This window comes from Streptomyces sp. NPDC059456 (assembly GCF_042750055.1).
GTDB lineage: Bacteria > Actinomycetota > Actinomycetes > Streptomycetales > Streptomycetaceae > Streptomyces.
The window spans coordinates 1-5569 of the sequence record NZ_JBHYVA010000580.1 but is presented as its reverse complement, the minus strand read 5'-3'; the positions used below and the strand labels follow the sequence as shown (position 1 = coordinate 5569).

Here is a 5569-nt window from a genome sequence, read left to right as displayed (position 1 = left end):
GGCCCCGGGGCCGGGCCCCGCTCCGGCCCGTCCGGCCCCGCCTGCGTCCGGGGAGCGGTGTCGGCGGCGACGACCTGCCCCGGGAACGGGATCCCGGCCGGTGCGTCCGCCCGGAGCCGGGCATCGGCACCGGCCTGCCCCGGGAACGGGTTCCCGGCCGGCGGCCCCGCCGGGCACCCGGCGTCCGCGTCGGCGGCGGGCCGCCCCGCCGCCTGCGCCGGCAGGGGAGCCGTCGGGGTGATCAGGAACGTGGCCCGCCCCGCATCCGCCTCCCGCAGGTGCCGGATGGCTCCGGCCGCCGCACCCGCCGACGCCACGGCCACCGCATCCGCCGCGGCCCCCAGCGCCGCCGCGACCGCGACCTCGTACCCCGGGGACACCGTCAGCCGCTCCGCCGCCGGCCCCAGCAGCCCCGCCAGCCGCTCCCGCGCCGCCAGCAGTGCTCCCGTGCCGTCCTTCCTGCGCAGTCCGAGCGCCAGCGCGTCCCGCCGCGCCGCCACCGCCGCCCTCGACTTCTCCGCGGCCGTCGCCGCGTCCCGCGCCTCGGCCAGTGCCGCCTCCGCGGCGGCGAGTTCCGCCCGCGCCGCCGCGTACTCCTCGTCCACCGCCGGGTCTTCGAGCCCGCCGACCTCCTCGGCCAGCGCCTCGTACTCCTCCTGCGCGGCCGCGGCCCGGGTCTCGGCCCCGTCCCGCGCCGCCACCAGCCGCTCGATCTCCGCCTGTGCGGCGCCGGCCCGGGAGCGGGCGGCGCCCAGCCGTCCGGTGAGCCGGGCCAGGCCCTCGCGCCGGTCGGCGATGGCCCGCGCGGCGTCCCGCAGCCGCCGCTCCTCCTCGGCCAGCGACCGCTCCAGCCCGGCCCGGTGCTCCACGGTGTCCTCCAGGGCCCGCGAAGCCGCCTCCAGCGCGGCCGTCAGCTCCGCCTCCTGCTCGCGGATCCGCCCGGCCTCCCGTTCCATGTCCTCGGGATCGCGGCCGCGCCGCTCCTCCTCCGCCGGAGCCGAGGCCGACCTGACCCGCGCGTCGGCCAGGGACGCGGTCCCCCGTACGCGCTCGGCCAGCTGGGACAGCTCGTACCAGGTCTGCTGGGCCCGCTGGAGCCGCGGCGTCAGCTGCCGCACCGTTTCCTCCAGCTCCGCCTCGCACCGCAGTGCCTGCGCCAGCTGCGCCTCGGCCGCCTCCTTGCGCTCCTTCAGCGCCGCCTCGTCCGCGATTTCCGCGTCGAGCGCACCCCGCAGCGCGACCAGGTCGTCGGCGAGCAGCCGCAGCCGTGCGTCGCGCAGGTCGGCCTGGATGACGGCGGCCCGCCGGGCCACCGCGGCCTGGCGTCCCAGCGGCTTGAGCTGGCGGCGCAGCTCGTCGTTCAGGTCCTGCACGCGCGCGAGGTTGGCCTGCATCGCGTCGAGCTTGCGCAGCGCCTTCTCTTTGCGCTTGCGGTGTTTGAGTACGCCCGCGGCCTCCTCGATGAAGGCGCGCCGGCCCATCGGGTCGGCGTGCAGGACGGAGTCCAGCTGGCCCTGGCCGACGATGACGTGCATCTCGCGGCCGATGCCGGAGTCGGAGAGCAGCTCCTGGATGTCGAGCAGCCGGCAGGTGTCGCCGTTGATCTGGTACTCGCTGCTGCCGCCGCGGAACATGATCCGCGTGATGGTGACCTCGGCGTACTCGATCGGCAGGGCGCCGTCGGAGTTGTCGATGGTCAGCGACACCTCGGCCCGGCCGAGCGGCGGGCGCCCGGTGGTGCCGGCGAAGATGACGTCCTCCATCTTGCCGCCGCGCAGGGATTTGGCGCCCTGCTCCCCCATGACCCAGGACAGTGCGTCCACCACGTTGGACTTGCCGGAGCCGTTCGGGCCCACGACGCAGGTGATGCCGGGCTCGAAGCGCAGGGTGGTTGCGGAGGCAAACGACTTGAAGCCGCGGAGGGTCAGGGACTTGAGGTGCACGCCGCCGGACTCTACCTTCCGCGTTCGGTTTCACCCATGAAGGTGCAGGGCACAACTGACGTCACAGGAGGCGGCCCCCCACCTGGCCCAATGCACCAGAGCCCAGCGCACCCAAAGAAAGAAGGGACGCCGAAGCGTCCCTTGCAGATCATGCGGGGCTGGAGTCGAACGACGAGTTGAGAGCGGATCAGGTGAGCGCAGGCTCCGCCTGGGGTACGTCGATGTCGATGCGGTCCAGCAGCGAGTCTCCGTGCTGAGCGGCGGCCGCGTTCAGCGCGTCGTTTTCGGACTGAATCCGTACGAGCTCGGACTCGAGGTCCTGGACGCGCTGCTGAAGCCGTCGCATCTCGGCGAGGAGTCGCGGATCGGAACCGCCGACGTAACCGAGAAGCGCCTTTGCCATGATGGATGGTCCTCCACACTGAGTGACCGACCGAAGCGGTGTGGGTCGTGAGGGAATCGCACCCGCGGATGTCCGGCAGCGACTGTCAGTCACTGCGCGCATTTCTTGCTACTGCCAGTACTGCCAAACAGCTCAGGTGCGCGGGGCTTCCAGCGTCTCACCAAAAAGTTTGACGGTCAACACGATCACGCCCCGTATCGGCGGGCAGCCCGGCTCTCCCAAGGGATCTGGAGATCGTCCGTCACTCGAAGCCTTCCACGCTTCGCGCCGCCCGGCAACGCGTCGGCGGCGAACCTGCAGATCCGGCCGGGTGCGGACCCCCGGGAGATGTGATCAGTACATGATCAGTCGATCGGTCATCGGATCGCGAAGTCGTCGTAGCCACCGCGCGGTGTGCCCCAGATCTCTGTCACTCCGTCCACCCTCCCGGGCGTGTCGGCGGAGCGCAGCCAGTCGAGCAGCCGGTGGCAATTCTCACGTTGCCCTTCGGCCACGACCTGCACTCGCCCGTCGTCCAGGTTGAGCGCGAAGCCGACGACCCCTCCGATCTCCAGGGCATTGGCCCTGGTGAACCAGCGGAAGCCCACTCTCTGTACGCGGCCGCGCACCCAGGCGGTCAGCCGGACGTCTTCGTTCATGCGTGAACGCTATCCGGGCGGGGTTGTCCGGCTCACATCGCCCCCGCGGCGCATCGCGTACAGTCGCGCAGCAATGAACTCACCCATTTGGGTGCGTAAGGGATGATCTTGACTTCACGGAAGGGCACGTCGCCGATGGGACGCCACCGACTCCACGCCGCGCCGGACCGCGCCGGCACGCGCCGCACCCTCGTGCGCACCGGCCTGCTGGGCGTCTCCGTGGCCGTGGCCCTCGGCACGGCGGCCGTGACCACCGGCATGGTGCCGGTCGGTACGTCCTTCCCCTATGTCGGCGTCAGCGCGGCCGGCCCCGCCCCGAAACCGCAGGCCGAGGCCTCGCCGAGCGCCAAGCCCGTCGCCGAGCAGCGGGGCGGCCTGCCCAGCCTGTCCGGCCGCTCCTCCGCGGGCCCCGACACGGCCGGCCCGTCCCCCTCGGCCTCCCGCACCCCGTCGGCCGCGCCCTCCCCGTCGGCCTCGCCGAGCCCCTCCGCCACACCTGCCAAGCCCACCCCCGCCGCCTCCACACCGGCCCCGGCCGCCTCCACGCCCGCGGCCCCGGCCGCGAAGGAGCAGGCGAAGCCCGAGAAGAGCACGGCCCCGGTGGTCCGGGTACCGGCCCCGGCCACACAGGCTCCTGCCGCGCCGGTCCCGGCCGCGCCGAAGACGGCCGCGCCCAAGACGGCCGCCCCCAAGACCGCCGCCCCCAAGCCGCCGGCTCCCTCCGTCCCGCCCGCCCCCAAGCCCGACGACGGCCACTCCGCGCAGGAGGCCGCCGTGCTCACCCTGGTCAACCAGGAGCGCGCGCAGGCCGGCTGCGGTCCCGTCCGGGCGAACCCGCCGCTCGCCGCGCTGGCCTCGGCCTTCAGCAAGGACATGGCCACCCGCGGCTTCTTCGACCACACCGACCCCGACGGCAAGACCCCGTGGGACCGCGCCGCCAACGCGGGCCTGGGCGGGCTCGGCGGCGAGAACATCGCGCGCGGCCAGGGCGACGCCCAGGCGGTCATGAACGCGTGGATGAACAGCCCCGACCACAAGGCGAACATCCTCAACTGCGAGTTCCGCACCCTCGGCGTCGGCGCCTACTTCGCCGACGGCGGCCCCTGGTGGACGCAGGACTTCGGCTTCTAGCCGCCCGGCGCGCGGCGCCCGGCGTGTGCACCGCGCGAGCACTTACTGGCCGAAAGCGCAAGCTTCTGGTAAGCGCTGTGCGGAGTTAAGCTGGTCGGCATGGAGACAGAACTGCCGTTTGACGCCTTCGCGCGCGCGTGCCCGTCGCGGGAGACCCTGGAGCACGTCACGGGCCGCTGGGGCAGTCTCACGGTGGGCGCCCTGCGCGACGGCTCGTGCCGCTTCAACGAGCTGCGCCGCAAGGTCGACGGCGTGAGCGAGAAGATGCTCTCCCAGACCCTGCACGCACTGGAGCGCGACGGCATCGTCCACCGCGAGGCGCAGCCGACGAACCCGCCGCGCGTCGACTACGAGCTGACCCCGCTCGGCGTCGAGATCGCCGACCGGCTGCTCGCGCTCATCCACTTCCTCGAAGGCAGCATGCCCCGCGTGCTGACCGCCCGGCAGTCCTACGACGCCACGCGCGGCGGGCGCTGACAGCGCGGGCAGAAGTAGCTGGACCGGTTCATCCACGGGCGGCGCCGCATCGGGGTGCCGCAGCGTCGGCAGGGCTCGTCCTCGCGCCCGTAGGCGTCGAGCGAGCGGTCGAAGTAGCCGGACTCCCCGTTCACGTTGACGTAGAGGCTGTCGAAACTGGTGCCGCCGACTTCGAGGGCTGCGTTCATCACGTCCCGGACATGGCCGAGGAGTTCCGTGCTCCGGGGGCGCGTCAGCGTGGCGGTGGGCCGCTCGTAGTGCAGCCTGGCCCGCCACAGCGCCTCGTCGGCGTAGATGTTGCCGACGCCGCTGATCAGGGACTGGTCGAGCAGGGCCCGCTTGACGGTGGTCCGCTTGGCGCGCAGCGCCGCGTGGTAGGCGGCCTCGTCGAACAGCGGGTCGAGCGGGTCCCGGGCGATGTGCGCGATGACGTCGGGCAGCCCGTCGGGCGTGTTCTCGTGGAGCGAGAGCCCCCCGAAGGTGCGCTGGTCGACGAAGCGGAGCTCGGTCCCGGCGCCGTCCCGGAAGCGTACGCGGATGCGCAGGTGCTTCTCGTCGGCGGCCTCCTCGGGCTGGACGAGGAGCTGGCCGCTCATCCCGAGGTGCCCGAGCACGGACAGGTCCCGCCGCTCCAGGGGCAGCCACAGGTACTTGCCGCGCCGCTGCGGGACGCCGAACGTCTCCCCCGTCAGCCGCGCCGCGAAATCGGCGGCGCCGGCCGGGTGGCGGCGTACCGCGCGCGGGTGCAGCACCTCGACGGCCTCGACGGTCCGGCCGGCCACCCAGCGTTCCAAGCCGCGCCGTACGACTTCGACTTCGGGCAGCTCGGGCACGGCGGACCTCCGGAGGGGTGCGGTTCTGGTCGTTCCCCGGGAGCCTACTGGCCTCCCCGCCGGGCCCGGAAACGGGTCCGCCCCCCCCCGCGCGGGCGGGGGGGGGGGGGTGTTGGCCCATGGTTGGGTTATCCGGTGTGGGGA

At 73.5% G+C, this 5569-nt stretch carries 6 protein-coding genes; 2 read left to right on the top strand and 4 right to left on the bottom strand.

What is annotated here, in order from left to right; translation table 11 throughout:
* From ACFXA3_RS33905 to ACFXA3_RS33895, 3 genes are all read right to left on the bottom strand, one after another.
* On the bottom strand, positions 1–1943 hold a 1943-nt coding region (locus tag ACFXA3_RS33905; protein ID WP_385193250.1), incomplete at its 3' end, for an AAA family ATPase.
* A 187-nt stretch (positions 1944–2130) separates the two neighbouring features.
* Positions 2131–2346 carry a hypothetical protein gene (locus ACFXA3_RS33900; protein WP_030162422.1) on the bottom strand — a complete coding sequence of 72 codons (216 nt, stop codon included), beginning with the start codon at positions 2344–2346 and terminating at the stop codon, positions 2131–2133.
* A gap of 356 nt (positions 2347–2702) precedes the next feature.
* Positions 2703–2984: an acylphosphatase gene (locus ACFXA3_RS33895; RefSeq protein ID WP_385193248.1), complete on the bottom strand. Its 282-nt coding sequence runs from the start codon at positions 2982–2984 to the stop codon at positions 2703–2705.
* A gap of 135 nt (positions 2985–3119) precedes the next feature.
* Here ACFXA3_RS33895 and ACFXA3_RS33890 point away from each other — a divergent pair, with 135 nt between their 5' ends.
* The gene (locus tag ACFXA3_RS33890) at positions 3120–4115 is read left to right on the top strand and encodes a CAP domain-containing protein (RefSeq protein WP_385193246.1); all 996 of its coding nucleotides are present in this window, start codon (positions 3120–3122) and stop codon (positions 4113–4115) included.
* Between the two features lie 99 nt (positions 4116–4214).
* Positions 4215–4592, top strand: coding sequence for a winged helix-turn-helix transcriptional regulator (locus ACFXA3_RS33885; protein WP_385193244.1), 378 nt, complete (start codon positions 4215–4217; stop codon positions 4590–4592).
* Here the strand turns inward: ACFXA3_RS33885 and mutM are convergent.
* Positions 4565–5425 (bottom strand): bifunctional DNA-formamidopyrimidine glycosylase/DNA-(apurinic or apyrimidinic site) lyase, encoded by an 861-nt coding sequence (mutM, locus tag ACFXA3_RS33880; protein WP_385193242.1) that lies wholly within the window; start codon positions 5423–5425, stop codon positions 4565–4567. The genes ACFXA3_RS33885 and mutM overlap by 28 nt on opposite strands.
* Positions 5426–5569: the final 144 nt, after the last annotated feature.

What these genes read in the sequence shown, in the direction of transcription:
- ACFXA3_RS33900 (WP_030162422.1), bottom strand. Translation starts at nt 2,346, where the DNA reads ATGGCAAAGGCGCTTCTCGGTTACGTCGGCGGTTCCGATCCGCGACTC.
- ACFXA3_RS33895 (WP_385193248.1), bottom strand. Translation starts at nt 2,984, where the DNA reads ATGAACGAAGACGTCCGGCTGACCGCCTGGGTGCGCGGCCGCGTACAG.
- ACFXA3_RS33890 (WP_385193246.1), top strand. Translation starts at nt 3,120, where the DNA reads ATGGGACGCCACCGACTCCACGCCGCGCCGGACCGCGCCGGCACGCGC.
- ACFXA3_RS33885 (WP_385193244.1), top strand. Translation starts at nt 4,215, where the DNA reads ATGGAGACAGAACTGCCGTTTGACGCCTTCGCGCGCGCGTGCCCGTCG.